The following is a 12,712-nucleotide window of genomic DNA, read 5'->3' on the forward strand; positions in this document are numbered from 1 at the left end:
GACCGGGGCCGGGGCCAGGAACCGGGGCCAGGGCCAGGGACCGGGGCCAGGGCCAGGGACCGGGCCAGGGCCAGGGACCGGGGCCAGGGCCAGGGACCGGGGCCAGGGCCAGGGACCGGGCCAGGGACCGGGGCCAAGAACGGGGGGCCAGGGGCCGAGGGCCGATTGCCCGGCCGCGTTGCCCGAGGACCGAATGCCGAGGCCGGGGCGAGGCTGGGGCGAGGCCGGGGGCCAGCGACCGGAGCCGAGGACCGGAACCGGGAGCCAAGGGCCGAGGGCTGGGCCCGGGCCGCGTCGCCGAGGGCCAGAGACCGAGACCGGGGGCCCAAAGGCCGGGGGCCGGGACCGGGCGCATGGGCCGAGGGCCGGGCCAGCGCTGAGGGCCGAAGCCAGGGCCGGGGCCAAAATCGAGGACCAAGGCCAGGGCCAAGGCCGAGGGGCGGGGTCGGTGGGGTGTGGTGAGAGGGTGATCGACTCGGGTTCCATGAAGTCGGGGTGTCCGGAACGCTGGGACACCCCGACTTCACTGATGTCGAGTTGATCAAGGCGCTGTCGGCGTGATCATGGCCGACGGGGCCGGACCCGGGCCGCATGGGCCGAGGACCGGAACCGTCCCCCGTCCGGATCTAGGGCGCGGTCAGGCGCCGGAGGTGACCCGGTATGCGTCGAAGACGCCGTCGACCTTGCGAACCGTGGCCAGCAGGTGGCCGAGGTGCTTCGGGTCGGCCATCTCGAAGCTGAACCGGCTCACCGCCACCCGGTCCCGGGTGGTGGTGACGGTGGCGGAGAGGATGTTGACCCGCTCGTCGGAGAGCACCCGGGTCACGTCGGTGAGCAGCTTGTGCCGGTCCAGCGCCTCGACCTGGATGGCCACCAGGAACGTCGAGGCGGAGGTGAGCTTCCAGCTGACCTCCACCACCCGCTCGCTCTGCGCCTTCAGGTCCTCGGCGTTGGCGCAGTCGTCCCGGTGCACGCTCACCCCGCCGGACCGGGTCACGAACCCGAAGACCGCATCCGGCGGAACCGGGGTGCAGCAACGCGCCAGCTTGATCCAGACGTCGCTGACGCCGCGTACGACCACACCGGGGTCGTGGCTGCTCGCCCGGCTGCGCGGCGGGCGGGTCGCGACGGCGGTCTCGGCGATGTCCTCCGCCGCGCCCTCTTCACCGCCGTACGAGGCCATCAGCTTCTGCACCACGGACTGGGCGCTGACCTGGCTGTCGCCGACCGCCGCGTAGAGCGAGGCGACGTCGGCCAGGTGCAGGTCCCGGGCGATCCCCATCAGCGCGTCCGAGGTCAGCATCCGCTGCAACGGCATGCCCTGCTTGCGCATCGCCTTGACGATCGCGTCCTTGCCGGCCTCGATCGCCTCCTCGCGCCGCTCCTTGTTGAAGTACTGGCGGATCTTCGTACGGGCACGCGGGCTCTTGACGAAGCCCAACCAGTCCTGCGTCGGGCCGGCCGTGTCGGACTTCGACGTGAAGATCTCGATCACGTCGCCGTTGGACAGCGTCGACTCCAGCGGCACCAGCTTGCCGTTGACCCGCGCCCCGATGCACTTGTGCCCGACCTCGGTGTGCACCGCGTACGCGAAGTCCACCGGCGTCGACCCCGTCGGCAGCGGGATGACGTCACCCTTCGGGGTGAAGACGTACACCTCCTGGCTGGACAGGTCGAAGCGCAGCGCGTCGAGGAACTCGCTCGGGTCGGCCGCCTCCCGCTGCCAGTCCAGCAGCTGGCGCAGCCAGGTCATCTCGTCGATGTGCGCCGGCGGGCCGACCACCGGGACGCCCTTGTGCTCCTTGTACTTCCAGTGCGCGGCGATACCGAACTCGGCCGTGCGGTGCATCGCGTACGTGCGGATCTGCATCTCCACCGGCTTGCCGGTGGGCCCGATGACCGTCGTGTGCAACGACTGGTACATGTTGAACTTGGGCATCGCGATGTAGTCCTTGAACCGGCCCGGCACCGGCTGCCAGTTCGCGTGGATGACGCCCAGCGCCGCGTAGCAGTCGCGCACCGTGTCGACCAGGATCCGCACGCCGACCAGGTCGTAGATGTCGTTGAAGTCGCGACCCCGCACGATCATCTTCTGGTAGATCGAGTAAAGGTGCTTCGGCCGACCGGTCGTCTCCGCCTTGATCTTGGCGGCCTTGAGGTCGGTGGACACCTTCTGCGTCACCTGGCGCAGCAGCGCCTCCCGCTGCGGCTGGTGCTCCCCGATCAGCCGGTTGATCTCCTCGAACCGCTTCGGGAAGAGCGTGCCGAAGGCCAGATCCTCGAGCTCCCACTTGATCGTGTTCATACCCAGCCGGTGGGCCAGCGGAGCGAGGATCTCCAGCGTCTCCTTCGCCTTCTGCTCCTGCTTCGGGCGGGGCAGGAAGGTCAGCGTCCGCATGTTGTGCAGCCGGTCGGCCAGCTTGATCACCAGGACCCGCGGGTCCTTGGCCATCGCGACCACCATCTTGCGAATGGTCTCGGCCTTCGCCGCATCGCCCAGCTTGACCTTGTCGAGCTTGGTGACGCCGTCCACCAGCAACGCGACCTCGCCGCCGAAGTCGGCGCGCATCTGGTCGAGCGTGTACTCGGTGTCCTCGATCGTGTCGTGCAGCAGCGCGGCGACCAGTGTGGTCGTGTCCATCCCGAGGTTGGCCAGGATGGTGGACACGGCCAGCGGGTGCGTGATGTACGGGTCGCCGGACTTGCGATACTGCCCGGAGTGCCAGCGGGCCGCCGTGTCGAAGGCGCGCTGGAGCAGTCGCGCGTCGGCCTTCGGGTGGTTCTCCCGATGCATCGCGATGAGCGGCTCGAGCACCTCGCTGACCTGGGAGGTCTGCCAGGGCGCGTTGAACCGGGCCAACCGCGCCCGCACCCGGCGGCCGGTGGGCGCGCTGGCCAGCGCGAACCCGGCGCTCGGCACCGGCTCCCCCGGACCATCGCCCCGCAACGGGACCACGAGGTCGGGACGGACCACACCGGGTCGAACTCCCCCGTCGGGGCCGACCGCGCCGGTGCCAGAACTCGTCACCCGGGCCGTCGCGTCACCGTTCCGGTCGGTAACCGAGCCGTCCGCGTCGCCTGTCGGGTGCACCGTGCCCTCCATCGGAGGGACGACATCGTGGGACACCGGCCTCCTCACCAGTCGCCGGAATCACGCCGACCGCACGGCCGGCCTGGTCGCGTACCGCCGGACGGATCACCGTCGGCGTCAGCAAAGGGCAATGCTACTCGCACAGACGGTGTCCTGCCGCTCCGCCGGACGGACCGCGCCACGCCCAACCGGCGGCGCGTGCCGTCAAACGGTCAGCAGGGCATGGACCGGACGTGGGGCGAGCCGCTGCCGGCCACCCAGGAAGGACAACTCCATCAGCACGGTGAAGCCGGCGACCGTACCGCCGGCCCGCTCGACCAGGTCGAGCGTCGCCGCCGCGGTGCCGCCGGTGGCGAGTACGTCGTCGACCACGAGCACCCGGTGCCCGGCCGTGAAGGCGTCCTGGTGCACTTCGAGGGTCGCCTCGCCGTACTCGAGAGCGTAGGAGGCCGAGTAGGCGGCGCGGGGCAGCTTGCCCGCCTTGCGGACCGGCACGACACCGACGCCGGTGGCGTACGCGATCGCCGCCGCCACCACGAACCCACGTGCCTCGATGCCGACCACCGCGTCGAACGAGGCCCGGCCGTGGTACGCCACGATCTCGTCGATCACCTGACGGAACGCCTCTCCGTCGGCGAACAGCGGCATCAGGTCCTTGAACGCGATCCCGGGCTTGGGGAAGTCCGGCACGTCCAGCACTCGGCTTGCCACCAGCCGGGCGGCCTCCGGGCCGCTGTCCCCGCGCGCCTCGGTGCTGTGGGTCTCCGTCACGGCAGTTCCTGTTTCCCTTCCGACGACGGCGTCCGGCATGCTGCCGCACAGCATGCCGGACGCCCTCGGATCGTTCGCTACCGGGTCGGCCCCGGTTGGCCGGTCAGCGCCGCTTCGCGCCACCCGGCCGGTTTCCGCCGCCACCACTCGGCCGTCCGCCGCGGGCGCCGGTCGGCCGCTTGCCTGCCGGACGCGCACCCACCTTCGGGGCGGCGCCGGCCAGCGCGGCGGCCTCCGCGTCGGTGGGCTGACCGCCGGTGGCCGGACGCGGAGCACCCTTCGGGGTCACCTCGCCCCGGGCGATCGCGCCACGCCGGGCCAGGACGCGCTTGTTGTGCGCCTGGATCCGCGGCTCGAAGTCCTTCAGCGTCGCCAACACCGGAGTGGCGAAGAAGATCGACGAGTAGACCGCGACGAACATACCGACGAACAGCACCAGGCCGAGGTCCTTCAGGGTGACCGCGCCGAGCGGGACACCGATGAAGAGCAGACCACCGACGGGCAGCAGCGCGACCAGACCGGTGTTGATCGACCGCATCAGGGTCTGGTTGACGGCCAGGTTGGCCGCCTCGCCGTACGTCTGGTTGTTGTTCGCCGTGATGCCCCGGGTGTTCTCCTGGACCTTGTCGAACACCACGACGACGTCGTAGAGCGCGAAGCCCAGAATGGTGAGGAATCCGATGATCGTCGACGGCGTGACCTCGAACCCGACCAGCGAGTAGACGCCGGCGGTGAGGATCAGGTTCAGCAGGAGCGAGGAGACCGCGCCGACCGCCATCCGCCATTCGAAGCGAATGATCAGGTAGAGCATCACCAGCGCGATGAAGATGATCAGACCGAGCAACGCGCGCTCGGTGTACTGGCCACCCCAGGCCGCGCTGACCTGGTTCGCGCTGATCTGGTCGGCGTTGATGCCGAACTCCTGCGCCAGCCCCGACTTGACCGCGTTGGCCTCGTCGGGGGAGAGCTCTGCGGTGCGGAACTCGTAGAACTCGCCGCTCCCGCCGCCGATCGTCTGAGCCGACTCGACCTCGGCGCCACCGGCCTCGCTGCCCAGGACGCCGTTCACCCGGTCCTCGGCCTGCGTCAGCGTGCCGACGCTCGCCGGCACCTGGAAGGAGTTGCCGCCCTCGAACTCGATGCCGAGGGTGAAGCCGCGGAACGCGAAGCTCAGCAGCGCGACGAGCACCAGGACACCGGCGATGCCGAACCAGAGCTTGCGCTTGCCGATGATGTCGAGACCGGCCTCGCCCCGGTAGAGGCGGGTGGCCAGACCGCTGCGGGCCATGTCAGGCCTCCTTCACACGGGACGGGCGGGTGGGGGCCTGGTCGGCCTCGGCGGACCGCAGAACGCGGCCCAGACCGCTGACCCGTGGCGACAGGAACGCCTGCGTCCGGGCGAACATCGTCATGATCGGGTGCCGGAAGAGGAACACGACGACCAGGTCGAGCACCGTGGCCAGGCCGAGCGCGAAGGCGAAGCCCTTCACCGTGCCGACCGACACGATGTAGAGCACGACCGCCGCGAGGATGGAGATGGCGTTGGCCGAGATGATCGTCCGGCGAGCGCGGGCCCAGGCCCGCGGCACCGCGCTACGTGGGCTGCGACCCTCCCGGATCTCGTCCTTCAACCGCTCGAAGTAGATGACGAACGAGTCCGCCGCGACACCTAGCGACACGATGAAACCCGCGATGCCGGCGAGCGTCAGCGTGAAGCCGATCTGCCGCCCGAGCACGATCAGCGCGCCGAAGACCAGCAGCGCGGAGAGGACCAGGCTCAGGAAGATCACCGAGCCGAGCAGGCGGTAGTAGAAGAAGGCGTAGATGATGACCAGCAGCATGCCGATGCCGGCCGCGAGCAGGCCCGCCCGCAGGTGGCTGGCGCCGAGCGTGGCGGAGACGTTCTGCTGCTCCTGCGCCTCGAAGGTCGCCGGCAGGGCACCGTAACGGAGCTGGCCGGCCAGCGTGCTGGCGTCCTGCTGGTTGAAGCTACCGGTGATCTGGGAGTTTCCGGTGAGTACGCCCTGGATCTCCGGCGACGAGACGATCTCGTTGTCCAGCACGACCGCGACCCGGCACTTGCCGTCCTGGCCGAGGGCGGAGGCGTCGCACGCGTTGCCCTCGTTGTTGAACGCCTCGCGGGTCAGGGCCGTCCACTTCTCCTGGCCGGAACCGCTGAAGTCGAGGCTCACCACCCAGGCGTTGGTCTGGTCCAGCACCGCGCTGGCGTCGTCCACGTCGGTGCCGAGCACCTTCGCCTTGTCGAGCAGGTACTTCGCGGCGCCGTCCTCGCACGCCACCGTCTGCTGGTTCGGGTCGGAGATCGATCCCGGCGGCCGCTTGTCGAGCTGGGCGCAGCCGATGGTCGGCACGTTGAACTGCATCTGCGTCGGCAGGACGGCGACCTCCTGCGGGCTGAGGTCACCGAACGGCTTGAGCTTGTCGGCCAGCGTGGGGTCGCTCGCGAGGTCCGCCGGGCCCTGCAGCCCGTTGGCGGCGGCCCAGGCGGCCGCGCCGACCTTCTGCTCGACGGCTTTGCGCTGCTCCTCAACGCTCGCCGGAACCGGCGCCTCGCTGGCACCCGGCGACGGCGCGCCGGCGCTCGGGGAGGCCGACGCCGAGGGGGTCGGGGTGGCGCTGGTGCTCGGCGTGGGCGCCATGCCGCCCTGCCCGCCCGAGGAGGCGGTCACCTTCGGCGAGGCGGTCGTCGAGGGGGAGGCGCTGCCCGACGGGGAGGCGGTACCCGACGGCGAGGCGCTACCCGACGGACTCGGGCTGACGCTGCCGGACGGGGTAGGCGCCGGAGCGGCGATCGCACCGCTACCGTCGGCGCCCTTGAGCAGCTTGCGGAAGCGCAACTCGGCCGGCGTGCCCACGTCCGTCAGGTCGCGGTTCTCGCCGGGCAGGGAGACCACGATGTTCCGGTTGCCCTCGGTCACCACCTCGGCCTCGGCGACACCGAACGCGTTGACCCGGTTCTCGATGATCTGACGGGCCTCTTCGAGGTTCTCCGCCGTGGGCGCCTGACCGTCGACGGTGTTCTTCGCCTCGAGTGTCAGCCGTGTGCCGCCGATCAGGTCCAGGCCGAGCCGGGGCTCCAGCCGATCCTTGAAGCCGCCGCTGGCGCCTCCCGAGAAGAACACCAAAAGATAGAGGACCACGAAGATGCCCGCCAGCACGGCCAACTGCCGGCCGGGGCGCATCTGTCCCTGAGGTGGTGCCACGGCTGTCCTGTCTCCCTGTAACGGTCGCGCCGCCGCCCCCGCGGCGACGGCGTCGGCCGGAATCACCGGCCGATCGGTCCACCCGGGCCGCCTGCAGGACGGCGGCACGGCACTCCGGCGGACGGCACGGGGCACCGCCCCGTCACGGAGGCCTGCCGACGCCCGGCGTCGACCCGACTATCCAGTTCTCACGTCGCGTCCGCTGTCCCGCCCGGGGCGGACCGGCCGCCCCGACGGGTGGCGGATCACTCCTTGACGGTGTCCGCGTCCTCGGTCACGGGCGTGGCCGGAAGTTCGGCGCGGGTGACCACCCGGGCGATGGCCGGCCGGGCGTACCGGGTCTGCACGCCGGGAGCGACCTCGATCAGGACGGTCTCGTCGTCCACTTCGGTGACCGTGCCGTAGAGCCCGCCGATGGTGACCACCTCGTCGCCCGCGGAGAGCGCGGACTGCATGGCCGCGGATTCCTTACGGCGCTTCTGCTGCGGACGGATCATCATGAAGTACATGACGCCGAAGAGCAGAACGATCATCAGGATCGGCGTTAGACTGCCCGACCCGCCTGCCGATTGTGCGTAATGCACGCTGCCGACCTTCCCATTGGCCCCCACACCGGGCACGAACGCCGGAGCGGAAGCGGATTCTCACATCCTGTACAGACCGCGGCGAGTCTAATCCCTGCACCTGGGAACGCCGAATGCGGCACAGATCACGTTCGGATCACGGCTGATCGGGCGAGGCCGAGAAAAGATCGGGCACGGGAGGGGCATCCGCGCCAAATGTACCATTCGGCGGCGTACGCCCCAGATGACGCCAGGCGGCTTCGGTGGCCACCCGGCCGCGGGGCGTACGGGCCAGCAAACCGGCCCTGACCAGGAACGGCTCGCAGACCTCCTCGACCGTGTCCGGTTGCTCCCCCACCGCCACGGCAAGCGTGGAGAGACCGACCGGACCACCCCGGAACGAATCGACCAGCGCGGCGAGCACGGCCCGGTCGAGCCGGTCCAGGCCGAGCGCGTCCACGTCGTACACCGTCAGGGCCGCCTGGGCGGTCTCCCGGTTGACCACACCTTCGGCGCGAACCTCGGCGAAGTCCCGCACCCGGCGCAGCAGCCGGTTGGCGATCCGGGGCGTGCCCCGCGACCGGCCGGCGATCTCGACGGCGCCGTCGTCGGTGATCGGTACGCCGAGGATCCGCGCCGAGCGGTGCAGCAGCGTCTCCAGATCGGCCGGGGAGTAGAAGTCGAGGTGCGCGACGAACCCGAACCGGTCCCGCATCGGGCCGGTCAGCAGGCCGGACCGGGTGGTCGCGCCGACCAGCGTGAACGGCTCGACGTCGAGCGGGATCGCGGTGGCGCCCGGCCCCTTGCCGACCACCACGTCGACCCGGAAGTCCTCCATCGCGCTGTAGAGCAGTTCCTCGGCCGGCTTCGCGATCCGGTGGATCTCGTCGATGAAGAGCACGTCGCCCTCGGCGAGGCTGGTGAGGATCGCCGCCAGGTCACCGGAGCGCTCGATCGCGGGACCGCTGGTGACCCGGATGCCCGAGCCCAGCTCGGCCGCGACGATGTTGGCCAGCGTCGTCTTGCCCAGGCCAGGCGGTCCCGACAGCAGGATGTGATCCGGTGGGCTGCCGCGCCGCATCGCGCCCTTGAGGAGCAGGTCGAGCTGGTCGCGTACCCGATGCTGGGCGATGAACTCCGCCAGCCGCTTCGGCCGGACGCTGGCCTCGGCGTCGAGCTCCGCCTCGTTGACGTACGCCGAGATCAGGCCGTCGCCCGTCATCGGGTGCGGCCCAACAGCCGGATGGCCTGCTTGAGCAGGACCGGCACCGGCGGGGTCGGACCGTCGACGGTCTCGGCCACCGCCGCCACGGCCTGGTCGGCCTGCGCGGCCGTCCAGCCGAGCCCGACGAGCGCCTGGCGCACCTGCTCGGGCCAGGCACCACCGGTGACTCCGGCCGCACCGTCCACGCCCACCGGCACCGGGCCGATCCGGTCGCGCAGCTCCAGCACGAGACGCTCGGCGCCCTTCTTGCCGATGCCGGGCACCCGGGTCAGGGCGGCGGTGTCGGCGTTGGCGATCGCCTTGCGTACCGCGTCGGGGGTGTGCACGGCGAGCACCGCCTGGGCCAGCCGGGGCCCGACCCCGCTGGCGGTCTGCAACAACTCGAAGAGTTGCTTGGCGTCGTCGTCGGCGAAGCCGTACAGGGTGAGCGAGTCCTCCCGGACGACCAGGCTGGTGGCCAGTCGGGTCGACTCACCGACCCGCAGCTCGGCCAGAGTGGCCGGCGCGCAGTACACGGCCAGCCCCACCCCGCCGACCTCGATGACGGCCTGGTCGGGGCCGGTCGCGGTCACCACACCGCGCACACTGGCGATCATCTGACTCCTCCTCGTCGGGCCCGGTCGGCCGCGGCGGCCAGCTTCGACCGCGTGCCACCGCGCCAGATGTGGCAGATGGCCAAGGCCAGCGCGTCGGCGGCGTCGGCCGGCCGGGGCGGTTCGGGCAGCCGCAGCAGCCGGGTGACCATGGCCGTCATCTGTGCCTTGTCGGCCTGGCCGGAGCCGGTCACCGCCGCCTTCACCTCGCTCGGGGTGTACGTCTGCACGGGCAGCCCGGCGCGCGCCCCGGCGAGCACGGCGATCCCGCTGGCCTGGGCGGTGCCCATCACCGTGCGGACGTTGTGCTGGCTGAACACCCGCTCCACCGCCACGCTCTCCGGACGGTGCTCGGCCACCAGATCGGTGAGCGAGCGGTCCAGGTGCAGCAGGCGGATCGGCAACTCGTCGGCCGGGTCGGTGTAGACCACGTAGTAGGCGACGAGGGTGCAGGGCCGGCCCGGCACGCCCTCGACCACGCCCACCCCGCACCGGGTCAGCCCCGGATCGACGCCGAGCACGCGCACGCCGTCACCTCCCCAAAGCCGCCAGCAGTACGTGTGTTCGACACCCTACCGATGCCCGGTAACAACGGCCCCACCGGACACGCCCGTCACCGACAGGACGCACGCGGCCCGCGCGGCAAGCGGCACCCGCGACAGCGACCCGGCGCGGCAAACGACCTGCGCGGCCGACCAGCGAGTGAGGGTTGATGCCTCAGAGGCATATTTATGCCTCTGAGGCATCAGCCTCGTGGTGGTAACCGCCCGGGAAGGGCGCGTGTCCGGGGCAGCCCGCACCCCACGGCCCGGCGGCCCACCGTCAGGGCGGCCCACCGCGGCCCGACGCCAGGCCGGCCCGACGCAAGGGCAGCTCGGCTGAGGAGATGCCGGCGTCGGCACAGCCCCGTTTCCCCCACACAGCTTGCGGGCCGAGTATGTGTCGCCACCCCATGTGCGCCCGACCACACAGCTCGTAACTTTGTGCGCCATGACGGCAGAACCCGTGGCGGTCCCCCACGTCGTGAACCTCGACCTGACCGGTCGGACCGCCCTGGTCACCGGAGGCGGCAGCGGCATCGGCCGGGCCTGCGCCCTTCGGCTGGCAGCGGCCGGAGCGGCCGTACTGGTGGTGGATCGCAATGTCGAGGCGGCGAAGACCGTGGCCGCGGAGGCCGGCGGCCGGGTCGAGGGCATCGACCTGGCCGACGCCGAGGCGGTGGACCGGCTCGACGCGGACGTGGACATCGTGCTGAACAACGCCGGGTTGCAGCACGTCGCCCCGGTGCCGGACTTCCCCGCCGAACGCTTCGCGTACCTGCACCGGGTCATGGTGGAGGCGCCGTTCCTGATCATCCGGCGGGCCCTGCCGCACATGTACGCCCGGGGCTGGGGACGGATCATCAACATCTCCTCCGTACACGGCCTGCGGGCATCTCCGTACAAGGCCGCGTACGTCTCCGCGAAGCACGCCCTGGAGGGACTGTCGAAGGTGGTCGCGCTGGAGGGCGCCGAGCACGGTGTCACGGCCAACTGCATAAACCCGGCGTACGTACGCACCGCCCTCGTGGAGAGCCAGATCGCCGACCAGGCGACGACGCACGGCATCCCCGAGTCCGAGGTGGTCGAGAAGATCATGCTGGCCCGCGCGGCGATCAAGCGGCTGATCGAGCCGGAGGAGGTCGCCGAACTGGTCGCGTACCTCTGCACCCCGCCCGCGGCCTTCATCACCGGCGCCTCGATCGCCCTCGACGGGGGCTGGACGGCGAACTAGTGGCGCTGCGCACAATGGGCGTCATGTCCTCGCCGGTGGAGTTCCTCGAACTGCTCGCCCGGGAAGCGGCCGCGGTGGAGTTCGAGGGGCCGCTGGTCGCCGCCCGCGCCGCCGGTCTCCCCGCCGACCAGCTCGCCGAGCTGGAGCAGGCGAAGACCGTGGCGCTGCGGGTTCGCGCCCTGCTGGAACGCCGACGACGCCGGGAGATCGAACTCTCCGGCCTGTACGACACGGCCAGCGACCTGGCCGGCCTGCGCGACCTGGACGACGTGCTACGGGCCATCGTGCACCGGGCGCGGAACCTGCTCGGCGCGGACGTCGCGTACATGACCCTCAACGACGAGGAACGCGGCGACACGTACATGCGGGTCACCGACGGCTCGGTCTCCGCCCGGTTCCAGCGGCTGCGGCTGCCGATGGGCGCCGGCCTCGGCGGGCTCGTGGCCCAGTCCGGCGCGCCGTACGTCACCGCGAACTACGCCGAGGACGAGCGCTTCCACCACACCGGTGAGATCGACGCCGGCGTACGCGAGGAGGGGCTGGTCGCGATCCTCGGTGTGCCGCTCCGGCTCGGCTCGACCTCGATCGGCGTGCTCTACTCGGCCAACCGCTCGGCCCGGCCGTTCGCCCGGGAGGAGGTGGCCCTGCTGGTGTCCCTCGCGGCGCACGCGGCGGTGGCGATCGACACCGCCCGGCTGCTCACCGAGACCCGTTCGGCGCTGGCCGAACTGTCTGCGGCGAACACCACCATCCGGGCGCACAGCAGCTCCGTGGAGCGGGCCGCGGCCGCGCACGACCGGATGACCGCGTTGGTGCTGCGCGGTGGCGGAGTGGAGGACGTCGCGGCGGCCGTGACGGAGGTGCTCGGCGGGGCGCTGCTGGCGCTGGACGCCGAGGGCCGGCTGCTGGCCCGGGTCGGCGAGACCGACGAGCCGGACCGGTCGGACATCGTCGAGGCGGTGGCCGCGTCCCGCACGGAGGGGCGCAGCGTCCGCCGGGGGTCACTCTGGTACGCCGCGGTGGTGGCCGGCGCGGAGAACCTGGGTGCGCTGGTGCTGCGTCCCGACGAGGAACTGGTCGACGCCGACCAGCGGATCCTGGAACGGGCCGCGCTGGTGACCGCCCTGCTGCTGTTGTTCCGGCGGACCGCCGCCGAGGCGGAGGGCCGGGTCCGCGGCGAACTGCTCGACGACCTGATCGCCCGGCCGCTGCGCGACACCGATGCGCTGCGCAGCCGCGCCCGCCGGCTCGGCGTGGACCTGGACGCGCCGCACGTACTCGTGGCCGTCGGTGAGGACGCCATCGCGGCCACCGGGTCGGCACGGCAGCGGGTGCTCTCCTGGGCCACCACGTACGCCTCGACGCGCGGCGGCCTGGCCGCGGCGCGCGACGGTCGGGTGGTGCTGCTGCTTCCCGGCCAGGACTCCGGCGGCGCGGCCCGGGCAGTGGCCCGGGACCTGTCCCGGGGGGGC

10 protein-coding genes are annotated in these 12,712 nt (G+C 71.6%); 2 read left to right on the plus strand and 8 right to left on the minus strand.

From position 1 onward, the window contains the following. Positions 1-637: 637 nt before the first annotated feature. From ABZS42_RS30195 to ruvC, 8 genes are all read right to left on the minus strand, one after another. A complete protein-coding gene (locus ABZS42_RS30195; protein ID WP_355151094.1) occupies positions 638-3,103 on the minus strand; it encodes a bifunctional (p)ppGpp synthetase/guanosine-3',5'-bis(diphosphate) 3'-pyrophosphohydrolase in 2,466 nt (821 codons plus the stop codon). Between the two features lie 192 nt (positions 3,104-3,295). Continuing rightward, positions 3,296-3,862 carry an adenine phosphoribosyltransferase gene (locus tag ABZS42_RS30200; protein WP_355151078.1) on the minus strand — a complete coding sequence of 189 codons (567 nt, stop codon included), beginning with the start codon at positions 3,860-3,862 and terminating at the stop codon, positions 3,296-3,298. Positions 3,863-3,965: 103 nt separating this feature from the next. After that, on the minus strand, positions 3,966-5,150 hold the full coding sequence (secF, locus tag ABZS42_RS30205; protein ID WP_355151080.1) for a protein translocase subunit SecF: 1,185 nt from the start codon (positions 5,148-5,150) through the stop codon (positions 3,966-3,968). Between the two features lies 1 nt (position 5,151). Further along, positions 5,152-7,086 carry a protein translocase subunit SecD gene (gene secD / locus ABZS42_RS30210; protein ID WP_355151082.1) on the minus strand — a complete coding sequence of 645 codons (1,935 nt, stop codon included), beginning with the start codon at positions 7,084-7,086 and terminating at the stop codon, positions 5,152-5,154. 245 nt (positions 7,087-7,331) lie between these two features. Next, a complete protein-coding gene (yajC, locus tag ABZS42_RS30215; protein WP_355151084.1) occupies positions 7,332-7,670 on the minus strand; it encodes a preprotein translocase subunit YajC in 339 nt (112 codons plus the stop codon). A gap of 136 nt (positions 7,671-7,806) precedes the next feature. Beyond that, complete coding sequence (ruvB, locus tag ABZS42_RS30220; protein ID WP_355151086.1) at positions 7,807-8,871, minus strand: Holliday junction branch migration DNA helicase RuvB; 1,065 nt, start codon at positions 8,869-8,871, stop codon at positions 7,807-7,809. Next, positions 8,868-9,470, minus strand: coding sequence for a Holliday junction branch migration protein RuvA (ruvA, locus tag ABZS42_RS30225; protein WP_355151088.1), 603 nt, complete (start codon positions 9,468-9,470; stop codon positions 8,868-8,870). The genes ruvB and ruvA overlap by 4 nt, the downstream gene beginning before the upstream one ends. Further along, on the minus strand, positions 9,467-9,994 hold the full coding sequence (ruvC, locus tag ABZS42_RS30230) for a crossover junction endodeoxyribonuclease RuvC (RefSeq protein WP_355151090.1): 528 nt from the start codon (positions 9,992-9,994) through the stop codon (positions 9,467-9,469). Before ruvC ends, ruvA begins: the two co-directional genes overlap by 4 nt. Before the next feature lie 463 nt (positions 9,995-10,457). On the opposite strand from ruvC, the gene ABZS42_RS30235 reads away from it, so the two are divergent. Both ABZS42_RS30235 and ABZS42_RS30240 read left to right on the plus strand, forming a co-directional pair. Then, positions 10,458-11,240 (plus strand): 3-hydroxybutyrate dehydrogenase, encoded by a 783-nt coding sequence (locus tag ABZS42_RS30235; RefSeq protein WP_355151092.1) that lies wholly within the window; start codon positions 10,458-10,460, stop codon positions 11,238-11,240. 14 nt (positions 11,241-11,254) lie between these two features. Beyond that, on the plus strand, positions 11,255-12,712 hold a 1,458-nt coding region (locus ABZS42_RS30240; RefSeq protein ID WP_355151096.1), incomplete at its 3' end, for a GAF domain-containing protein.

It is taken from the genome of Micromonospora sp. NPDC005367 (assembly GCF_040606825.1).
Classification (GTDB): domain Bacteria; phylum Actinomycetota; class Actinomycetes; order Mycobacteriales; family Micromonosporaceae; genus Micromonospora.

Excerpts from the sequence above, each read along its gene's own strand:
- ruvA (WP_355151088.1), bottom strand. The coding sequence starts at position 9,470 with ATGATCGCCAGTGTGCGCGGTGTGGTGACCGCGACCGGCCCCGACCAG.
- ruvB (WP_355151086.1), bottom strand. The coding sequence starts at position 8,871 with ATGACGGGCGACGGCCTGATCTCGGCGTACGTCAACGAGGCGGAGCTC.
- ABZS42_RS30235 (WP_355151092.1), top strand. The coding sequence starts at position 10,458 with ATGACGGCAGAACCCGTGGCGGTCCCCCACGTCGTGAACCTCGACCTG.
- ABZS42_RS30195 (WP_355151094.1), bottom strand. The coding sequence starts at position 3,103 with ATGGAGGGCACGGTGCACCCGACAGGCGACGCGGACGGCTCGGTTACC.
- secF (WP_355151080.1), bottom strand. The coding sequence starts at position 5,150 with ATGGCCCGCAGCGGTCTGGCCACCCGCCTCTACCGGGGCGAGGCCGGT.